16 protein-coding genes are annotated in these 19,186 nt (G+C 68.2%); 9 read left to right on the top strand and 7 right to left on the bottom strand.

The features are described 5' to 3' along the window. Positions 1-474, bottom strand: a complete 474-nt coding sequence (locus tag OHS16_RS10440; RefSeq protein ID WP_328536902.1) for a GNAT family N-acetyltransferase — start codon at positions 472-474, stop codon at positions 1-3. A 59-nt stretch (positions 475-533) separates the two neighbouring features. On the opposite strand from OHS16_RS10440, the gene OHS16_RS10435 reads away from it, so the two are divergent. Beyond that, positions 534-2,174 (top strand): GNAT family N-acetyltransferase, encoded by a 1,641-nt coding sequence (locus OHS16_RS10435; protein ID WP_328536901.1) that lies wholly within the window; start codon positions 534-536, stop codon positions 2,172-2,174. A 161-nt stretch (positions 2,175-2,335) separates the two neighbouring features. Here the strand turns inward: OHS16_RS10435 and OHS16_RS10430 are convergent, their stop codons facing one another. The 5 genes from OHS16_RS10430 to OHS16_RS10410 all read right to left on the bottom strand — a co-directional run bounded on the left by OHS16_RS10430 (position 2,336) and on the right by OHS16_RS10410 (position 8,365). After that, the gene (locus OHS16_RS10430; protein WP_328536900.1) at positions 2,336-3,352 is read right to left on the bottom strand and encodes an ABC transporter ATP-binding protein; all 1,017 of its coding nucleotides are present in this window, start codon (positions 3,350-3,352) and stop codon (positions 2,336-2,338) included. Positions 3,353-3,375: 23 nt separating this feature from the next. Further along, entirely contained in the window at positions 3,376-4,404 is a 1,029-nt protein-coding gene (locus OHS16_RS10425) for an ABC transporter ATP-binding protein (protein WP_328536899.1), read from the bottom strand. Positions 4,405-4,415: 11 nt separating this feature from the next. Continuing rightward, positions 4,416-5,396 carry an ABC transporter permease gene (locus OHS16_RS10420; RefSeq protein ID WP_328536898.1) on the bottom strand — a complete coding sequence of 327 codons (981 nt, stop codon included), beginning with the start codon at positions 5,394-5,396 and terminating at the stop codon, positions 4,416-4,418. A gap of 85 nt (positions 5,397-5,481) precedes the next feature. Further along, positions 5,482-7,260, bottom strand: coding sequence for an ABC transporter substrate-binding protein (locus OHS16_RS10415; RefSeq protein WP_328536897.1), 1,779 nt, complete (start codon positions 7,258-7,260; stop codon positions 5,482-5,484). Between the two features lie 73 nt (positions 7,261-7,333). Further along, the gene (locus OHS16_RS10410) at positions 7,334-8,365 is read right to left on the bottom strand and encodes an ABC transporter permease (RefSeq protein WP_328536896.1); all 1,032 of its coding nucleotides are present in this window, start codon (positions 8,363-8,365) and stop codon (positions 7,334-7,336) included. A 392-nt stretch (positions 8,366-8,757) separates the two neighbouring features. Here OHS16_RS10410 and OHS16_RS10405 point away from each other — a divergent pair, with 392 nt between their 5' ends. The 6 genes from OHS16_RS10405 (at position 8,758) to OHS16_RS10380 (ending at position 15,606) form a co-directional block, all read left to right on the top strand. Further along, positions 8,758-10,395 (top strand): peptide ABC transporter substrate-binding protein, encoded by a 1,638-nt coding sequence (locus OHS16_RS10405; RefSeq protein WP_328536895.1) that lies wholly within the window; start codon positions 8,758-8,760, stop codon positions 10,393-10,395. 76 nt (positions 10,396-10,471) lie between these two features. After that, on the top strand, positions 10,472-11,395 hold the full coding sequence (locus OHS16_RS10400; RefSeq protein ID WP_328536894.1) for an ABC transporter permease: 924 nt from the start codon (positions 10,472-10,474) through the stop codon (positions 11,393-11,395). After that, on the top strand, positions 11,388-12,365 hold the full coding sequence (locus OHS16_RS10395) for an ABC transporter permease (protein ID WP_328536893.1): 978 nt from the start codon (positions 11,388-11,390) through the stop codon (positions 12,363-12,365). The genes OHS16_RS10400 and OHS16_RS10395 overlap by 8 nt, the downstream gene beginning before the upstream one ends. 12 nt (positions 12,366-12,377) lie before the next feature. Then, entirely contained in the window at positions 12,378-13,364 is a 987-nt protein-coding gene (locus OHS16_RS10390; RefSeq protein WP_328536892.1) for an ABC transporter ATP-binding protein, read from the top strand. A 46-nt stretch (positions 13,365-13,410) separates the two neighbouring features. Further along, positions 13,411-14,493 carry an ABC transporter ATP-binding protein gene (locus tag OHS16_RS10385; protein WP_328540790.1) on the top strand — a complete coding sequence of 361 codons (1,083 nt, stop codon included), beginning with the start codon at positions 13,411-13,413 and terminating at the stop codon, positions 14,491-14,493. Positions 14,494-14,580: 87 nt separating this feature from the next. Beyond that, the gene (locus OHS16_RS10380; protein WP_328536891.1) at positions 14,581-15,606 is read left to right on the top strand and encodes a hypothetical protein; all 1,026 of its coding nucleotides are present in this window, start codon (positions 14,581-14,583) and stop codon (positions 15,604-15,606) included. 51 nt (positions 15,607-15,657) lie between these two features. Here OHS16_RS10380 and OHS16_RS10375 read toward each other — a convergent pair whose 3' ends face one another. After that, the gene (locus OHS16_RS10375) at positions 15,658-17,802 is read right to left on the bottom strand and encodes a S9 family peptidase (RefSeq protein ID WP_328536890.1); all 2,145 of its coding nucleotides are present in this window, start codon (positions 17,800-17,802) and stop codon (positions 15,658-15,660) included. 215 nt (positions 17,803-18,017) lie between these two features. Between OHS16_RS10375 and OHS16_RS10370 the strand changes: the two genes are divergently transcribed. Both OHS16_RS10370 and mshB read left to right on the top strand, forming a co-directional pair. Further along, entirely contained in the window at positions 18,018-18,212 is a 195-nt protein-coding gene (locus OHS16_RS10370) for a hypothetical protein (protein ID WP_328536889.1), read from the top strand. Between the two features lie 38 nt (positions 18,213-18,250). Then, the gene (mshB, locus tag OHS16_RS10365) at positions 18,251-19,147 is read left to right on the top strand and encodes an N-acetyl-1-D-myo-inositol-2-amino-2-deoxy-alpha-D-glucopyranoside deacetylase (protein WP_328536888.1); all 897 of its coding nucleotides are present in this window, start codon (positions 18,251-18,253) and stop codon (positions 19,145-19,147) included. Positions 19,148-19,186 lie beyond the last annotated feature (39 nt).

Raw genomic sequence — 19,186 nt, 5'->3', positions numbered from 1 at the left:
TTATCCCACCGGCCCGGCGGGGGCCTCGTAGTGGTGCACCGTGACAACCTGGTCCGGCCCCCACCGCTCCTCCACCGTGGTGGTGCGCACCCACCCGAGCCGCTCGTAGAGCGCGGTGGCTGCGGTGTCGGTCGCCACCACGTCCAGGACCGGCCGCAGCCCCTGGCCCCGTGCCGCTTCCATGAGCCGTTCCATCAGCCGCTGCCCGAGCCGGTGACCGCGCGCGGCGGGTGCGACGTACAGCCGGCTCACCTCGCAGCGCAGCGGATCAGCCCCCCGTGTCAGCGCGCCGTGTCCCGCCACCTTTCCGTCCAGTTCGGCCACCCAGGCGCCGATCAGCAGATCCGGGGTGAGCCAGCCGGCCGGGTCGGCGGGCCAGTTGACGGGATAGCCGTCCCCGGTGTGCACATCGGCGAGGATCTGCACACAGATTCCGAGGTCGGAGTCGCTGCGGAGGCGCACGTGGGAGGACATCGCAGCATCACAACACAATCCTCTTGCGGGCGTCAGGTCAGGCCGGGTTCAGTGGTCGGATGAACCCTGAGTACCCGCACCCGGGCGTGCGGCCCGCGACCCCCGATGACGCCGCGGCGATCTGCGCCCTGATGAACGAGGTGCAGACGGCCGAGGTCGGCACCCCGATGACGGATCTCCGGTCCGTCGAGTCCGATCTGACGCATCCCGAGGCCGATCCGCGGCACAACACCTGGCTGGCGTTCGACGGCGGAAGACTCGTGGCGTACGCACGGCTGTGGGACAGCTCCGGCGGCGAGACCATCGACACCGACCACTACGCCCTGCCGGACCATCGTGGGGCGGGTGCGGGGCTGGTGCCGCTCATGGAGGCCAGGGCGGTGGTGAAGGCCGCCGCCAACGGGGCGTCGAAGGCGGTGATCCGCCTCCACCTCAACCCCGGGGCAGGGCTCGGTGCGGACGTGCTGACCGGGCGCGGCTGGTCCACCGTCAGGCGATACCACTTCATGCGGCGCGAGTTGAGCCCCGGGGCCGATCCGGTGCCGCAGCCGCCGGCCGGCGTCACCCTGCACGGCATCCGCACCGAGGAGGACCGGCGGCGCGCCCACGCCCTCAAGGCGGACACGTTCGCCGAGAACTACGGCCATGCGCCGCGCAGCTACGAGCAGTGGCTGGCCGACATCGGCGGGGAGACGTTCGACTGGTCGTTGATGTGGATCGCCTCCGTCGACGGGATCGGCGACGCCGCCGTGCTGATCACCCGCGAACGAGAGGAGGGCGGCTGGGTGGAGAGCCTCGGTGTGCGCAAGGAAGCCCGAGGCCGGGGGCTCGGCGGCTATCTCCTTCGGCACGCCTTCGGCACGTACGCGGCCCGGGGCCGTGGCGCCATCGGCCTCGACGTCGACACCGAGAACGCCACGGGCGCGCTGCGCCTGTACGAAGCCCACGGGATGGGGCTGCACTTCGCCGTGGACAGCTGGCGGATCACCCTCCCCACCGCGAGTGCCGGGGTGCGTGAAGCGGCCCGCAACAACGCCGAATGGTGCGATCTGCTGTGCCGTACGCACGGAGTGCGTGGCGAGTTCACTCCCATGGCCTGGACGAGCGCCGAGCGGACGCCTCCCTTCTACCCGGATGCCGTGACCCTGTCCCCGGGTACCTCGGCGGCGGATGTGCTGACCGGGATCGACACCGCGGGGCCCGGGGCATCGGTCAAGGACAGCTTCGCCGACCTCGATCTCTCGGCGGACGGCTTCAATGTGCTCTTCGACGCCCGGTGGATCCACCGTCCGGCCACGCTGCCCACGCCCCCGGCGACCGGGGGTGTGCGCTGGTCGGTGGTCCGCACCCCGGAGGAACTCGCGCGATGGGAGGACGCCTGGGACGGCGGAGCGAAGGGGCTGTTCCTTCCCGGACTCCTCGCGGACGAGGGGACGGTCGTCCTGGCGGGCCGGGCGGGAGAGGAGCTCGTCGCGGGGGCCGTCGCCACACGCAGTGCGGCGGCGGTCGGTGTCTCCAACCTCTTCGCGCTGGACGAGGGCGCCGTTGACGCGGCCTGGTCGGGCTGCGTCACCGCGGTCGCCCGGCTCTTCCCCGGCACCCCGATCGTCGGCTACGAGTCCGGAGACGATCTGACGGCGGCGCTGCGCCACGGGTTCGAGGACCTCGGCCCACTGCGGGTCTGGCTCAAGGCCGTCTGAGCGGGCGCGCGGTCCCGGGAACAGGGCACCGGGAACCCGCAGGACCGCGCCCCGCTGTGGGGGCGGGGGCGCGGTCCCTGCTTCCCGGCGGAGTCAGTGCGAACGGGCTCGGGTCAATGGGCCGGGCGTACTGGCTCCTCGGCTGCGGACGATCCGGCGGATCAGGCAGCGGCCGCGGGCTCTTCGGGGAAGTGGCACGCCGTGAGGTGGCCCTCCTTGCTGTCCTCCAGCCGGAGCAGCGGAGGCTCTTCGGTCGCGCACTTCTCCGCGGCCTTCCAGCAGCGCGTACGGAAACGGCAGCCGGACGGCGGGTTGAGCGGCGACGGGACGTCCCCGGTGAGCCGGATGCGGTTGTCCTGCCGCTCCTCCTCGTCGGGGACCGTGGCCTCGGGGACGGCCGACAGCAGCGCTCGCGTGTAGGGGTGCCGCGGGACGCCGTACAGGCTGTCCCGGTCCGCGATCTCCACGATCTTGCCGAGGTACATCACCGCGACCCGCTGCGAGAAGTGCCGTACGACGGCGAGGTCGTGAGCGATGAAGAGGAACGAGATACCCAGGTCCCGCTGGAGCTGCTGGAGAAGGTTCACCACCTGAGCCTGGATGGAGACGTCCAGCGCGGAGACCGGCTCGTCGGCCACGATCAGCTTGGGATCGAGCGCCAGGGCCCGTGCCACACCGATCCGCTGGCGCTGGCCGCCGGAGAACTCGTGCGGGAAGCGGTTGAAGTGCTCGGGGTTCAGCCCGACGGTCTCCAGCAGCTCCCGGACCCGCTTCTCCCGGCCGCCCGCCGGGTTGATGTTGTTGACCTCCATCGGACCGCCGACGATCTTGCCGACCGTCTGCCGTGGATTCAGCGACGAGTACGGGTCCTGGAAGATCATCTGGATCTCCGAGCGGACCGGCGCCAGTTCCTTGCGGGAGGCGTGCGTGATGTCCTGGCCGGCGTAGGCGATCCGTCCCGCGGTGGGCTCCAGGAGCCGGGTGATCAGCCGTCCCGTGGTGGACTTTCCGCAGCCGGACTCGCCGACGAGGCCGAGCGCTTCGCCCTGGTGGACGGTGAAGTCGAGGCCGTCCACGGCCTGGACATCGGCGACCTTCCGTTTGAACGGGAAGCCGCCCATCACCGGGAAGTACTTGGTGAGACCGCCGACTTCGAGCAGGGGGGTGGGTGTGGTCATATCTCTTGTCCCTTGGCTCTCTGTCAGCTCAGCCGGGGCTGGATCTGATGGGTGAAGATGTCCTGTTGCTGGTCGCCGCTCAGATGGCACGCCGCCCCGCGTCCTGCCGCGAGTTCCAGGGGCGGTTGCCGGGTGACGCACGCGTCACCCGAGACGTCGTCCTTGAAGGTGCAGCGGGGATGGAAGCGGCAGCCGGTCGGCAGGTTGAGCAGGCTCGGCGGGGTGCCGGGGATCGGGCTCAGCGCGATGTCCAGCGGCGAGTTGAGGCTCGGCATCGAACCCAGAAGGCCCCAGGTGTAGGGGTGCTGAGGCGCCGTCAGCACCTCCTTGGTGGTGCCCTGCTCGACGCAGCGGCCGCCGTACATGACCAGGACGTCGTCGGCGGTGTTCGCGATCACCCCCAGGTCGTGGGTGATGAAGATGATCGAGGTGCCGGTCTGCTGCTGGAGATCCTTGAGCACATCGAGGATCTGCGCCTGGACGGTGACGTCGAGCGCGGTGGTCGGCTCGTCGGCGATGACCAGCTCGGGGTCGCAGACCAGCGCCATGGCGATCATGGCGCGCTGGCGCATGCCGCCGCTGAACTGGTGCGGGTAGTCGTCCACCCGCAGGTCCGGCTGGGGGATGCCCACCCGCCTGAGCATCTCGATGGCGCGGGCCCGCGCCTCACGCTTGGAGACGCCGGTGTGCTTGCGGTAGGTCTCCGCGATCTGGATGCCGATGCTGTGGTACGGCGAAAGGGAGGCGAGCGCGTCCTGGAAGATCATGGACATCTTGTTGCCGCGCAGCTTCTCCAGCTGACGCTCGCTCGCTTCGAGGAGGTCCTCACCGTCCAGCACGACCTCGCCGGAGATCTGGGTGTTCCGCGCGTCGTGCAGCCCGAGGATCGCCAGGTTGGTCACGGACTTGCCGGAGCCCGACTCACCGACGATGCCGAGCGTCTTGCCGTGCTTGACGTCGAAGGAGAGGCCGTCCACGGCCTTGACCGTGCCGTCCTCGGTCGAGAAGTGCACACGCAGGTCGCGCACGGAGAGAAAGGGGGCGGTACTCATGGGATCTCTTCCTAGGCGAGGCGTACGCGCGGATCGATGAGGGCGTAGACGGCGTCCACGACGATGTTGAAGACGACGATCGCGGCGGCGGCGACGAGGACGACGCCGAGCAGCAGGGGCAGGTCGTTGTCGTTCACCGCCTTGACCGAGAGCGCGCCGATGCCGTGCAGGTTGAACGTCTTCTCGGTGATGATCGCGCCGCCCAGGAGATACCCGAGGTCGAGCCCGAAGATCGTGACGATCGGTCCCATCGCACCCCGCCACGCGAACCGGAAGAAGACCGTGCGGCGTGACAGGCCCTTGGCGCGCGCCGTGCGGACGTAGTCCTCGCTCAGCGTCTCGACGAGCTGGGAGCGGGCCATCCGGGTGTAGTTGGCCGTGAAGATGAGCGCGAGGACGAACCAGGGGAGCAGCAGTCCCTGGAACCAGCCGACGGGGTCCTGGGTGATCGGTACGTCCTGGGGCCGGCTGAGGATGTGCCACTGGTCCGACAGGTAGTACATGGCGATGACGCCCACGATGTAGATCTGCAGCGACGATCCCACCAGTGAGGCCGAGGACGCGATCTTGTCCAGTGGCTTCCCCTGCTTCACCGCGGCGAGCATGCCGGCTCCCACACCGAACACCACGAACACGAAGGCGCTGCCGATGGACAGCGAAAGGGTGGTCGGGAACCGGTCGAGGATGGTGCCGAGGACCGGCTCGCGGTTGTGGAACGAATAGCCGAGACAGGGCGCGGGGCAGTGTCCGAACGACTGGTAGTCACGGCCGACGAACACGGCCTCCAGCCAGTGCCAGTACTGGACCGGCAGCGGGTCGGCTATCCCCAGGTTGTGCCGGACCAGTTCCAGCGTCTGCGGTGTGCAGACCTTGCCGCAGGCGACTCGCGCGGGGTCGCGTGGCGCGACGTAGAAGAGGACGAAAGTGATGGCGCTGATGATCAGCAGAATCACTACGGCGCCGAATATTCGGCGGACGAGAAAGCGGAACATGGCGATGGGCTTCCCTGGCAGACGCCGACGAGGGGGAGGTGGCGGCGGGACGCCCCGGAGGGCGTCCCGCCGCGGAGGCTGGGCGTCAGGCCTTGACGTGCAGCTTGTAGAAGACGGCCGACGAGAACAGCGGGTCGAAGAGGGCGCCGCCGACCTTCGAGCCGTACAGGTAGAAGCGGCGCTGATACGTCTCGGGGATGATCGGCGCCTCCTCCGTCATGATCCGCTTGTCCAGCGCCGCCCAGGCGCTGCCCGCGGCCTTCGGGTCGGCGATGACGACGTTCTTCTTGATCGCCTCGTCCACCCAGTCGACCTTGAGCTGGGAGATGTTGTTCTGGCCGTTGCCGATGGCGCCGCCGTCGAGCAGCGGCTGGATCAGCGTGTAGCCGGTCGGCCAGTCGGGGGCCCAGCCGAACCACATCACGTCGAACTTGTTGTCGACCTGCTGGACCTGGTCGTAGTACGACGTCGAGTCGAGCGGCTTGATGACCGGGTTGAAGCCGGACTTCTTCAGCGCGTTCTCGATGACGACCTTGGTCTTGTCGTAGTTGTCGCTCTGCGGGAAGGCGTAGACGACCTTCTGGCCGAGCTTGCCGGCCTCCTTCAGCAGCTTCTTCGCCGCCTCCGGGTCGCCCTGCGGCTTCTTCAGCTTGTTGTAGACGTCGAACTTCTCCCGGCCCAGGATGTCGGGGCTCAGGATGGTGGTCGCGTAGTCGCCGGCCGACGGACCACCGTAGATCTTCCGGATCTGCTCCAGCGGCCAGGCGTGGATCAGTGCCTGACGAACCTTCAGGTCAGTGATCCGCTTGGTGTTGATCGCGTAGTAGTAGAGACCGGTCAGCAGACCGTTGAAGGTGCGCTTCTTGAGCTCGGGGTCGGTCAGTACCTTCTGGATGCGCTCGGCGGGCACGCCGCTGTAGGCCATGAAGGCGTACCGGTCGTCGCCGGAATCGGCTATCAGCCGGTCCGTGGCGTCGAGTGACTGGGGACCGAACTCGAAGGCGAAACCGTCCGGGTAGGCGTTGCGGATCGAGTCGGTCTCGGGGTCCCAGTGCGGGTTGCGCACCATCGTCATCGACTTGTCGACGGAGTGCTGCTTCAGACGGTAGGGACCGGCCGACATCGGGTCCTTGTCGTACTTCTCCTTGCTGTCGTGCTTGACCGACACGGGAGCGTACGAGTGCATCGCGAGCGTGAAGTTGAGGTCCGGGCGGGCCAGCTTCAGCTTGAAGGTGATGGTCTTCTTCGCCGTGTCGGTGACGACCGCGTCCAGGTGCTTTCCGCTGAACGGGCCCTTGTACGCGGACCGGAAGTCGGACTTGCCGGTCAGCGCCGTCTGGGCATAGCCGGCGCCCTCGGTGGTGAAGCTGGCGAAGCCGCGCTCGATACCGTGACGGACGTCCTCGACGGTGAGTTCGCTGCCGTCCTCCCACTTGACGCCGTCCTTCAGCGTGAAGGTCCAGCTCTTGCCGCCGTCCCCCATGGTGCCGGCGTCGGTGGCGAGGTCACCCACCAGCTTCATCGAACCGTCCGGCGCGATCTTGTAGCCGGTCAGGCAGCGGATGTACAGGTTGCCGACGGCGGAGTTCCAGGAGAAGTAGATCCGCTCGGGGTCGAGGTGGGAGAAGTCGTCCGGGGCGATCCCGCGGATCGTGCCGCCCTTCTTCGCGCCCTTGATCTCGGGGGCGGGGCCCTTGGAATCATCCGCGGTGCCGACGGCGACGGTGGAACCCGTGTAGGTGTTGGAGCCCGCGTGCCCACCGTTCTTGGAGCCGCCGCCTCCGCTGCTGCAGGCGGAGAGGGCCATGGTGCCGCCCACCGCGACCGATGTGGCGATGACGAAGTTTCTGCGGGAAAGGGACATGACTTCCTGACCTGTCGTTGGAGAGAGGACGGTCCGGCGGGCCCCGTAGCCCGGTCCGGAGGGGTGGAGGAGCTCAGCGCCTGGTCTTCGGGTCCAGTGCGTCGCGCACCGAGTCACCGAGGAGGTTGAAGGCGATGACGAAGATCACCATCGTCAGGCCGGGGAACAGCATGAAGGTGATGTCGTTCTGATAGACGGTCGAGCCGCGCTGGATCATCACGCCCCAGTCCGGGGTGGGTGAGCTCAGTCCGACACCGAGGAAGGCCAGACCGGCCTCGGTCGTGACGTACATGGGCAGGGCGAGCGTCGCCTGGATGAGGATGGGCGTCCACAGGTTGGGCAGCAGTTCCTTGAAGATGATCCGGGCCGGCGAGGCACCGGTCACCTTGGCGGCCTCCACGAACTCCCGCTCCCGCAGGGCGAGTACCTCGCCACGCAGCAGTCGCGCGATGGGCGCCCACCCGAACGCGGTCATCACCGTGATCAGGCTGACGACGGTGAGCCAGACCGGCGTGTTGTCCTCGGGCGAGACCAGGCTCGAGATCATCACCGGCCAGAGCGCGATGAAGAAGAGGATGGACGGGAAGGCCAGCAGGATGTCGATGATCCTGCCGATGAAGTAGTCGGTCCTGCCGCCCAGATAGCCGGCGGTGAGACCGATGACGATGCCAAGGGCCGCCACCAGAAGGGTGGTTGCCGTGGCGATCAGCAGGGAGTTGCGGATCGCGTAGAGCAGGAAGGTGAAGACGTCCCGCCCGAGCCCCGGCTCGACACCGAACCAGTAGTCGCTGCTGATACCGCCGTTGGGCTTCACGGGGGAGCCGAAGTCGTTGAGCAGGCCGTCGAGATCCTGGCCGTACGTCGTGTAGGGATTCTTTCCGTACACCTTCGCGATCAGGGGCGCGCAGATGGCGACCACGAAGAACGCGATGACGATGTAGGCGGACAAGACGCCCGTGCGGTCCCGCTTGAAGCGCCGCCAGGCCAGCTGGCCCGGGCTGCGGGCCGCGGCGCCCTTGTCCGAACTGTCGGGCTGCCGGGTCACCTCAGGCACATCGGCGGGGTCCTCCACCGAGACGCTGTGGGCCGGGGATGGCGTGGTCATCGAACTCCTGTCCCCGAACGGAGAGCGGCGTCCTCCGGGCAGGAGGAGCGAGGCGGTGTCCGGACACCGCCTAAGGGGGTTGGGTCGGACCCAATCAATCGAGTTGACAGCGGTCAATGCACAGTGCAAGTCCGCACCGGTTCTTTAGGTTCTTGACCTGAACTTGACAATCGTAAAACGAATTACGGGTCGACAGCCGCACGGCTGCGGCGGCAAATCGGCGCTACACGGACACTCGTGTCCGCTTAAAGGTGTGTCCTTTTCGTTATGCGACGCATCCGGGGGGTTCTGGTGGCGGATGGACCCGTACGGCCGCAATAGGGGTGCATTGGCTACGGTCTGGAGTGATATTGGGCTCTACATATGATTTGGGACCTAAGAGGAGGCACTCCATGCGCGGAGCCACACACGCCAAGTGGGCCGCATGCGCGGTCGCTGTCGCTCTTGCCGCCACGGCCTGTGGCGGTGGCGGAGACAGCGGCGGTGGCAGCGGTGGCAACGGCGGCGGAGTGCTCAGCTCCTCGTGGGGAGACCCGCAGAACCCGCTCGAGCCGGCGAACACCAATGAGGTCCAGGGCGGCAAGGTCCTGGACATGGTGTTCCGCGGACTCAAGCGGTACGACCCGAAGACGGGCAAGGCCTTCAACATGCTGGCCGCGAAGATCGACACCAAGGACTCCATCAACTTCACGGTCACGCTCAAGCCCGGCTGGACCTTCAGCAACGGTGAGAAGGTCACCGCGAAGTCCTTCGTGGACGCCTGGAACTACGGCGCGGACCTGAAGAACAACCAGAAGAACGCCTACTTCTTCGGGTACATCGACGGCTACGACAAGGTCCACCCGGACACCGGCAGCGCCACGGCGTCAAAGCTCTCCGGACTGAAGGTCGTCAACGACACGACCTTCACCATCAAGCTCAACCAGAAGTTCTCCACCTTCCCGGACACGCTGGGCTACGCCGCCTTCGCCCCGCTGCCGCAGTCCTTCTTCAGCAACCACTCCGCCTGGCTGTCGAAGCCGGTCGGCAACGGCCCGTACACCGTGCAGTCGTACACGAAGGGCTCGAAGATGAGCCTGCGGAAGTGGTCCAAGTACCCCGGCTCCGACAAGGCGCAGAACGGCGGGGTCGACCTCAAGGTCTACACCGACAACAACACGGCCTACACCGACCTGACGGCGGGCAACCTCGACCTGGTCGACGATGTGCCGGCCGCGCAGCTGAAGAACGTCAAGGCCGACCTGAACGGCCGGTACCTCAACACTCCGGCCGGCATCATCCAGACGCTCTCGTTCCCCTTCTACCGCCCGGAGTGGAACACGGCGAAGGCCAAGAAGGTCCGGATCGGGCTCTCGATGGCCATCAACCGCGCCCAGATCACCGACACCATCTTCCAGAAGACCCGCACCCCGGCCACCGACTGGACGTCCCCGGTCCTCGGCGTCGACGGCGGCTTCAAGGCGGGCCTGTGCGGTGACTCCTGCAAGTACGACCCCGCGCAGGCCAAGAAGCTGGTCCAGGAGGGCGGAGGCCTCCCCAACGGCCAGATCTCGATCGCGTACAACGCGGACACCGGCTCGCACAAGGAATGGGTCGACGCCGTCTGCAACAGCATCAACAACGCGCTCGGCAACGACAAGGCGTGCGTGGGCAAGCCGGTCGGAACCTTCGCCGACTTCCGCAATCAGATCACCCAGAAGAAGATGACCAGCCTCTTCCGGGCCGGCTGGCAGATGGACTACCCGCTCATCCAGAACTTCCTGCAGCCGCTCTACTACACGAACGCCTCGTCCAACGACGGCCACTGGACCAACAAGCAGTTCGACAGCCTGGTCAACAAGGCCAACGCGGAGACCGACACCGCCACCGCCGTCAAGACGTTCCAGGACGCGGAGATGGTGCTCCGGGACGAGATGGGCGCCATTCCCCTCTGGTACCAGAACGGCAGTGCCGGTTACTCGGACCGGATCTCGAACGTCGCACTGAACCCGTTCAGCGTCCCGGTCTACAACGAGATCAAGGTCAACTGACGCCAGAAGGAGTACGGCCCGGCGCCCGAGCGGTGCCGGGCCGCGCACCTTCCATCGACGACCCCCGGAGCCCTTCATGGGACGTTATGTGATCAGGCGTCTGCTGCAGATGATCCCGGTCTTCATCGGTGCCACCATGCTGATCTTCCTGATGGTGAACGTGATGGGTGACCCCGTCGCCGGGCTCTGCGGAGACCGCAGCTGCGATCCCGCCACCGCCGCCCAGCTGCGCAAGGAGCTCGGCCTCGACAAGCCGGTCTGGCAGCAATACCTCACATACATGGGCAATGTGTTCACCGGTGACTTCGGAACCGCGTTCAACGGTCAGAAGGTCACCGAGCTGATGCGCTCCGCCTTCCCCGTGACCATCCGGCTCACGCTGGTGGCGATCGTCTTCGAGATCATCATCGGTGTCACGCTGGGGGTGCTGACCGGGCTCAAGCGCGGCCGCCCGGTCGACTCCGGTGTGCTGCTGCTCACCCTGCTGGTCATCTCGGTCCCGACCTTCGTCACAGGGCTGCTGGCCCAGCTGCTCTTCGGGGTGAAGTGGAAGATCATCGAGCCCGCGGTCTCGCCGGAGGCCCCGCTGAACGAACTGATCCTGCCCGGCCTGGTGCTGGCCTCCGTGTCACTGGCCTACGTGACCCGGCTGACCAGGACCTCGATCGCGGAGAACAAACGCGCCGACTATGTACGGACCGCCGTGGCCAAGGGCCTGCCGAGGCACCGCATCATCGTCCGCCATCTGCTGCGCAACTCTCTGATCGCGGTGGTGACGTTCATCGGTACGGACATCGGCGCGCTGATGGGCGGCGCCATCGTCACCGAGCGCATCTTCAACATCCACGGCGTCGGTTACCAGCTCTACCAGGGCATCGTCCGCCAGAACAGCCAGACCGTCGTCGGCTTCGTCACCATCCTGGTCATCGTCTTCCTGGTGGCGAACCTGGTCGTCGACCTCCTCTATGCCGTTCTCGACCCGAGGATCCGGTATGCCTGAGCCCCAGAATCCCGAGCGAGCCATCGCCCCGACCGGGGCGGGGGGGCCCATGGACCTCGCGACCAGCGAGGGCGCCACCCTGGAGGGCCCGCCGGACGCCCCGGGCGGCCCCGGTCCCGACGAGAAGGCACGCAGTCTCTGGTCCGACGCCTGGCGAGACCTGCGCCGCAACCCGATCTTCATCATCTCGGCACTGATCATCCTGTTCCTGGTGGTGATCTCGATCTGGCCCTCGCTGATCGCCACCCAGAACCCGCTCTCCTGCAACCTCGCGAAGGCCCAGGAGGGAGCCCAGCCGGGACACCCGTTCGGCTTCACCGGACAGGGCTGCGACGTGTACACCCGCACGGTCTACGGGGCAAGGCAGTCGGTGACCGTCGGTGTCTGCGCCACCGTCGGGGTGGCACTCCTCGGCAGCTTCCTGGGCGGGCTCGCCGGCTTCTACGGCGGGGCGGGTGACGCGATCCTGTCCCGGATCACCGACATCTTCTTCGGCATCCCGGTGGTACTCGGCGGCCTGGTGCTGCTGTCGGTGGTCACCAGCAGCACGATCTGGCCGGTGGTCGGATTCATGGTGCTGCTGGGCTGGCCGCAGCTCGCCCGTATCGCGCGCGGATCGGTCATCACCGCCAAACAGAACGACTACGTGCAGGCCGCGCGGGCGCTCGGTGCCTCCAACTCCCGGATGCTGCTGCGCCATATCGCGCCGAACGCGGTCGCCCCGGTGATCGTGGTGGCGACCATCGCGCTCGGTACCTTCATCTCGCTGGAGGCGACGCTCTCCTACCTCGGCGTCGGTCTGAAGCCGCCCACCGTCTCCTGGGGCATCGACATCTCCGCCGCATCCCCGTACATCCGCAACGCCCCCCACATGCTGCTCTGGCCCGCCGGGGCGCTGGCCGTCACGGTGCTCGCCTTCATCATGCTGGGCGACGCGGTGCGCGACGCCCTCGACCCCAAGCTGCGCTGAGGAGTCCGGACCATGCTGCTCGAAGTGCGCGATCTGCACGTGGAGTTCCACACCCGAGACGGGGTCGCGAAGGCCGTGAACGGGGTCGACTACACGGTGGACTCCGGCGAGACGCTCGCCGTACTCGGTGAGTCGGGCTCGGGCAAGTCGGTGACGGCCCAGGCCATCATGGGAATTCTCGACGTTCCTCCCGGACGCATCGCGGGCGGCGAGATCATCTTCCAGGGACAGGACCTGCTGAAGCTCAAGGAGGAGGAGCGGCGCAAGGTCCGTGGCGCCAGGATGGCGATGATCTTCCAGGACGCGCTCTCCTCGCTCAACCCGGTGCTCAGCGTCGGGGAACAGCTCGGTGAGATGTTCACCGTGCACATGGGCATGTCCCGCAAGGACGCCAGGGCCAGGGCGGTCGAGCTGATGGACACGGTGCGCATCCCGGCGGCCAAGGAACGGGTCGGGCAGTTCCCGCACCAGTTCTCCGGCGGTATGCGCCAGCGCATCATGATCGCCATGGCGCTGGCCCTGGAGCCAGACCTGATCATCGCCGACGAGCCGACCACGGCCCTCGACGTGACCGTCCAGGCCCAGGTGATGGATCTCCTCGCCGAGCTCCAGCGGGAGTTCAACATGGGGCTGATCCTGATCACCCACGACCTCGGGGTGGTGGCAGATGTCGCGGACAAGATCGCGGTGATGTACGCGGGACGCATCGTCGAGACCTCCCCCGTCCACGAGATCTACCGGGCGCCCGCGCATCCGTACACCAAGGGCCTGCTCGAATCGATCCCGCGTCTGGACCAGAAGGGCCAGGAGCTCTACGCCATCAAGGGGCTGCCGCCCAATCTCCTGCACATTCCACCTGGCTGCGCCTTCAACCCCCGCTGCCCGATGGCCCAGAACGTCTGCCGCACCGATGTGCCGCCACTGTACGAGGTGTCCGGGGACCGGCGGAGTGCGTGCCATTTCTGGAAGGAGACGCTCGATGCCCGCACATCACGCTGATCGCCCCGGGAGCAAGGGCGCGCGCGAGGAGGCCGCGCGTGACCTGATGGCGAAGTCGCACGCGGAGACCGCGTTCGCCGGCAACGGCGAGCACATCCTCGAGGTCCGTGATCTGGTCAAGCACTATCCCCTCACCCAGGGGATTCTCTTCAAGAAGAAGGTCGGGGCGGTCAAGGCGGTCGACGGCGTCTCGTTCTCGCTCCGGCAGGGGGAGACCCTCGGCATCGTGGGGGAGTCCGGCTGCGGGAAGTCGACCGTCGCGCGGATGCTGGTGCACCTGGAGGCGCCGACGGCCGGCACCATCCGGTACAAGGGCGAGGACGTCACCAAACTCTCCGGGCGGGCGCTGAAGGCCGTGCGGCGGAACATCCAGATGGTGTTCCAGGACCCGTACACCTCGCTCAACCCCCGGATGACGGTGGGCGACATCATCGGGGAGCCGTACGAGATCCACCCGGAGGTGGCGCCGAAGGGGGACCGGCGCCGCAAGGTGCAGGATCTGCTCGATGTCGTCGGGCTCAACCCGGAGTACATCAACCGCTATCCGCACCAGTTCTCCGGCGGCCAGCGCCAGCGCATCGGCATCGCCCGCGGTCTGGCACTCAACCCCGAGATCATCGTGGCCGACGAGCCGGTGTCCGCGCTCGACGTGTCGGTGCAGGCGCAGGTCATCAATCTCCTCGACCGGCTGCAGAAGGAGTTCAACCTCGCCTATGTCTTCATCGCCCACGACCTGTCGATCGTGCGGCACATCTCGGACCGGGTCGGCGTGATGTATCTGGGACGGATCGTGGAGGTCGGCTCGGACGCGGAGATCTACGACCATCCCACCCATCCGTACACCCAGGCGCTGCTCTCCGCGGTGCCGGTGCCCGACCCGGAGGCGCGGGAGCGGCGCGAGCGGATCATCCTTTCCGGTGATGTGCCGTCACCGGCCAACCCGCCGTCGGGCTGCCGCTTCCGCACCCGCTGCTGGAAGGCGCAGGAGCGGTGCGCACTGGAGGTGCCCGCCCTGGCGGTGCCCGAGGCGTTCCGGCTGGTGGAGGGCCCGGTGCATCATGACTCGGCGTGCCACTTCGCCGAGGAGAAGCAGGTCGTTCCGCCGGAGTCGCCTCAAGCGCAGCCCTGAGGACCGGCGGTCCGCGGGCGGCCGGACGTCGCACACGTCTCGCTGTTCCTCTTGTTCAACCCCTGTGCCGCAGTGGATTATCACGGCGTGATACTCACTCGCGGTGCGCGGATCGCCGGTGCGGTCATCTGCGTCCTGCTGGCGCTGACCGCCGTCTCCTGGATCGTCAGGGACCTCACCACAGCCGATGGGCCGGTCCAGCTGTGGCGGTTCTGGGAGGCCGGCCCCTCCGGTGAGACACAGGCCTTTCTGACCACCACGCTCTACGACCTGATGCTTGTGGTGGTGTACGTCTTCACCGCGGTGGCCGCGCTGCGCTCCTCCGTCGCGGGCTCTGCACTCGTGTCGGCCGCAGTGATCACCGCGATGCTGCGGCTGCCGGGGCTCTGGGTGCAGAACGCGGACTGGATGAGCCACTGGTCGTCCGACGAACTGCGTTTCCGTGCGGTGCTGTCCACACTGGTCGCCATCGCCGGGGCGCTCGCGCTGGTCATCATCGCTTCGGCGGGGCGCCGTCCCGCCGAGAGCCCGCACGAGGCGCTGCCGGCCGGGCCGGTGCGCGGCGCCGGTGTCGCGGCGGGTGTGCTGCTGGCCCTCGCCGGAGCGGCTGGGGCGGGCTGGGAGATCTACTGGGTGCGCACCACACTCGGCGTCAGCGCGGCGGCGTACGCCCACCGGTTCACGGGCGAGGCGGGGATCTTCATGCCACTGCTCGGGATCCCGGCAGGCTGGCTGAGCGTGCTGATGGCGCTGCTCTGCCTGGTGGCGGCGGTCGGGGCCTTCGCCCGCGCTCCGTTCGCGCGGCCGCTGGGTCTTGTGGCGGCCGCAGGACTGACCGCGTCGGGAGCGCTCAGCCTCTCCCTCGTGCTGCGCCTCGATCTGCTCACGCACTTCGCCGACCGGGGGCTGCGGGAGCAGCTCTCCATCGCCGGCGGGCTGTTCGACCTGCTGGCGGGAGTGGTGGTGCTGCTGGTGCTGGCCGGCCGCGGCGACAGCGCGGGAGCCGGAGGGGCCCTGCCGTTCCGGCCGCGGCCGGGGAGCTACGGCCACGCCGGGCCGGGCGGCGGGGGCTACGGTCCGCCGCCGCCCTCGTCGCCACCGCCCGGCTGGTGACGGCCGCCGGTCGGCGGGCGTCACCAGGGTCCACGGCCTCCCGGGGCCGTGTTACGGCTTCCCGGACGGTGCCGGCCGGCCCAGGGACCGCTTGAGGAAGTCCACCTGGAGCAGCAGCAGGTTCTCGGCGACCTGTTCCTGGGGTGTCATATGAGTGACCCCCGACAGCGGCAGCACCTCGTGCGGACGGCCCGCAGCGAGCAGGGCCGAGGAGAGCCGCAGGGTGTGGGCGGCGACCACGTTGTCGTCCGCCAGACCATGGATGATCATCAGAGGCCTGGCCGGGTTCTCCGGCGCGGAGAGTCCGTCGTCGGTGACCAGCGAACTCGCCGCGTACACCTCCGGCCGCTCGTCGGGGTCGCCGAGATAGCGCTCGGTGTAATGGGTGTCGTACAGCCGCCAGTCGGTGACCGGGGCGCCCGCGACGGCCGCGTGGAAGACATCCGGGCGGCGCAGTACCGCGAGCGCCGCGAGATAGCCGCCGTACGACCAGCCACGGATCGCGACCCGGTCGAGGTCGAGCGGGAAACCCTGCTCGGCGAGGCCGTGCAGGGCGTCGATCTGGTCGTCGAGGGTCAGCGGGAAGTCGTCCTTGATCGCTTTCTCCCACGCCGGGGAGCGGCCCGGGGTGCCCCGGCCGTCCGCCACGATCACGGCGAAACCCTGGTCGGCGAACCACTGGGACGTGAGATACGCGTTGTGCGCGGCGACCACCCGCTGTCCGTGCGGCCCTCCATAGGGGTCGAGCAGCACTGGGAGCCTGCCGTCGGAATCCTGGTGGCCGGTGGGGAGCAGGACGGCGCACGGAATTCTGCGTGCGCCCCCCAGTGTGAGGTTCACGCGGGGGATGAGTCCCGGCTTCTCCGCATATGAGGCGATCGTGGCCACCTCCTTGCCGGACCGCAGGACCCGTACGGTCGCACCCGGCAGCCCGGGACGGGAGGAAACCAGGACGGTCACGCCACCGGAGCGCACCGCAGCGTGCACCCCGGCCCCTTCCGAGACGCGTGCGACACCGAGTTCGTTGACCCGGTAGACATGGATCTCGCCGGTCTCCGGATCGGGGGCCGATTCACCGGCGGACGCGGAGACGAGGATGTCGTCGACCGAGATGTCCAGTACCGCCCGCACGTGCAACTCCGGCCCGGTCAGCAGCCGGTCACCGACCGCCAGTACCCGTGCGCCCCCCTCGTCGGTGATCCGCACCAGACCACCGGCCGGCGCCCAGGCCGGTACGCCGGGGTGCAGATCGAGCCACGTCGCATCCTCGTCGACGTGGACCTTGCGGGTCGAGCCGGACTCCGTGTCGACCCCCAGATACAGCTGGCTCCGCTGGTCACGCGCCTGCACCAGCAGCAGCGGTACCCCGCCTGCGGACCAGTGCACGTCAGCGAGATACGGATACCGGGCACGGTCCCAGACCACCTCGGTGCAGGCTCCGTCCAGGGCGTACAGAAACAGCCGCACCTCGGCGTTGGGGGTCCCGGCCGCCGGATAGCCGACCTGGGCCGGCTCCCGGTCCGGATGCGCCGGATCGGCGATCCACCAGCGCTTCACCGCGGCGTCATCCGCCCGCGCGACGAGCAGCCACTGTGAGTCCGGCGACCACCAGTAACCGCGCGAGCGCTGCATCTCCTCGGCGGCGATGAACTCGGCGAGGCCGTAGGTGACAGACGGATCCCCGGGCTCGGCGAGGGCCCGGTCGGCCGCTCCGTCCGCCTCCACCACCCGTAGCGCGCCCCCGCTCACATAGGCGATGCGCCGGCCGTCGGGCGAGGGGCGGGGGTCGAGCACCGGCCCGCGCACCGGAATCTCCCGGGTGGTCCCGGCCTGCAGTTCGGCAGTGAAAAGCCGTCCGGACAGCGCGAAGGCCGCCAGCTCGGCTGCCGCGTCCACCGCGTACCCGACGATGCCGGCCGAGCCTTCCCTGCTGCGCTCCCTGCGGGCCCGCTCCTGGGGTGAGAGATCCTCGGCCGTTCCGCCGAGCAGTGTGTCCGGATCCGCGGCGAGGCGCTCCCGCGCGCCCTGCGCGAGATCGAGCACCCAGAGCCGGTTCGCCCGGTCGGTGCCGGAGGAAGAGCGGAGAAAGATCACCCGGTTCCCGTCGGGCGACACCGTGAAGGCGCGCGGCGCTCCCAGCGAGAAGCGCTGGGTCCTGGCGAACTGGCGCGGGAAGGACAGCTGTTTCGACGTCATGGACAGAACCTACGGGCTGTCCGCGGACGCGGATATCAGACCGCGGGCAATTGCCGTTCGATGTTGTCGGGAGCGTGTGGCATGCGCCCCTCGTGCTGCCGTGCACCGATCATGCACGGCCCCGGATAGTTATGATCCGTAGCGCTAGGTGGGTATGACGCTACTGGCAGTTGTGGTCATGCCCCTGGAACGTACGCATGTGGAGGTGAACCGTCATGGCACTCTCGATCTCGGCGGTGGTGCTGCTGACGATCATCGTCGTGCTGATGGTGAGGAAGTCCGGGCTCAAAGCCGGACATGCCGTGGTCTGTGCGCTCCTGGGCTTCTATCTGGCCAGCTCGTCCGTGGCGCCCACGATCCACGACCTGACCACCAACGTGGCGGGGATGATCGGCGGTATCAAGTTCTGAATGTCCGTCCGTCCGGGAGCGGCTCGTAGGCTGTTCCCATGACGGATCTCCCTGCCCGGCGCCTGCTCTTCGTGCATGCGCATCCCGACGACGAGTCGATCAACAACGGTGCCACCATGGCCGCCTGCGTGGCGGCAGGTGTCCACGTCACCCTCGTCACCTGCACGCTGGGCGAGGAGGGTGAGGTCATCCCGCCCGCGCTCGCCCATCTGGCGTCCGACAGGGAGGACCGCCTGGGGGAGCACCGCATCGGCGAACTGGCCGCCGCGATGCGGGAGCTCGGCGTCGAGGACCATCGCTTTCTCGGTGGCCCCGGCAGGTTCCGGGACTCCGGAATGATGGGCGTCGAGCAGAACCACCGCGAGGGCGCCTTCTGGAACACCCCGGTGGACGAGGCGGCGGATCATCTCGTCGAGGTGATCAGGTCGCTGCGGCCGCAGGTGCTGGTGACCTACGACCCGAACGGTGGCTACGGCCACCCCGATCACATCCAGGCTCACCGCGTCGCCATGCGCGCCGCGGAGCTCGCGGGCGACCGTGCCCACCGGCAGGACCTCGGCGAGCCCCACACGATCGGGAAGATCTACTGGAACCGGGTGCCCCGTTCGGTGGTCGAGGAGGGCTTCGCGCGGCTGCGGGCCGCGGGTGCCGGCTTCCCGGGGATCGCGGACGTCGGCGACGTGCCCGGTGTGGTGGACGATGCGCTGATCACCGCGGAGATCGACGGCGCCGGTTTCGCCGCGGCCAAGTCGGCGGCGATGCGCGCGCACGCCAGCCAGATCGCGGTGGACGGCCCCTTCTTCGCGCTCTCCAACGACCTGGGGCAGCCGCTCTTCGTGCGGGAGTACTACGAATTGGTGCGGGGCGCCTCGGGTGCGCCTCAGGGCGGGCGCGAGACTGATCTCTTCGCCGGAGTCCCGGAAGCGGACGCCTGAGGGTGCGGTGTCCCGGTGACTGAGGCACGCGAAAGCGGA

The sequence above is a fragment of the Streptomyces sp. NBC_00344 genome (assembly GCF_036088315.1).
Lineage (GTDB): Bacteria > Actinomycetota > Actinomycetes > Streptomycetales > Streptomycetaceae > Streptomyces.
This window is presented reverse-complemented; position numbering and strand designations above follow the sequence as displayed.